This is a genomic window from Serratia sp. J2, from assembly GCF_046269175.1.
Lineage (GTDB): Bacteria > Pseudomonadota > Gammaproteobacteria > Enterobacterales > Enterobacteriaceae > Chania > Chania fonticola_C.
On record NZ_JBKABN010000099.1, the window covers coordinates 1 to 754 of the forward strand.

The 754-nt window shown below is 57.3% G+C and carries 1 protein-coding gene; it reads right to left on the reverse strand.

Annotated features, from left to right (window positions below; all coding sequences use genetic code 11):
* Positions 1–30: 30 nt before the first annotated feature.
* A complete protein-coding gene (locus ACKWMY_RS28230) occupies positions 31–375 on the reverse strand; it encodes a hypothetical protein (protein WP_409487552.1) in 345 nt (114 codons plus the stop codon).
* Positions 376–754 lie beyond the last annotated feature (379 nt).

A 754-nucleotide genomic window follows, 5' to 3' on the forward strand; every position in this document is an offset into this window, starting at 1 on the left:
ATCCCGGCCAACTGGCCGGGATCTTTGCTTTTAAGCCTTGAATACCTCATTTTCCCGACGCTGTAACCGGATCACACCGGGTGCGGCGGTGATCTCCAGCTGTTCCGCATCGGTGATCCCGGACGCGGTCAACCAATCGCCGCCGATGATCAGCTCGCCGTTCTGCCGTACCCAATCCGCTCCCAAATCTTGCCGCTGCTGGCTGGCTTCACACAATGTGTTCCTGGTGGCCGCATCGGTGACTGGGGTGATCCACAGCCCATCGGGTCGCAGTGTGAGCTGCAAGGGGGGGCCGGGAGTAAAACCCAGACCTGCCAGTGTGCCACCGTCGATAGCCAGTTCCGGGATCGGTTGGGGTGTGAAGGTAATGTTCATGCTGCCTCCATATCGATATAGCGTCGGAAATCGTCGCCCTCGAGGTTCTTGCACAGGGCATCATGGGGGCCTGTGATCAGCTGTTCCAGCATCTGGTGCGTGTTCACCCCGTCGTGGCGACGGCGTGTGCGTTACTCGGCCTGACGTTGTGCGTTGGTCTTGGCCATGATGAACCCCCCTGTTACTGCGTAACGTCGCGGATGATCTACTGACCCGGCTCGGTGAACGTTTCGATCCTCTGGCCGGGAGTAAACGTCAATGAATTAAACAGCTAATGGCAGCAAGGGATCTTGTTGGTACTATGACTAATGAGCAGGCAAGGATGCCAAGGCAGGGCGGTAGCTTGTCTTTTATCTTCCTCACCTTATGGTTCTCACCT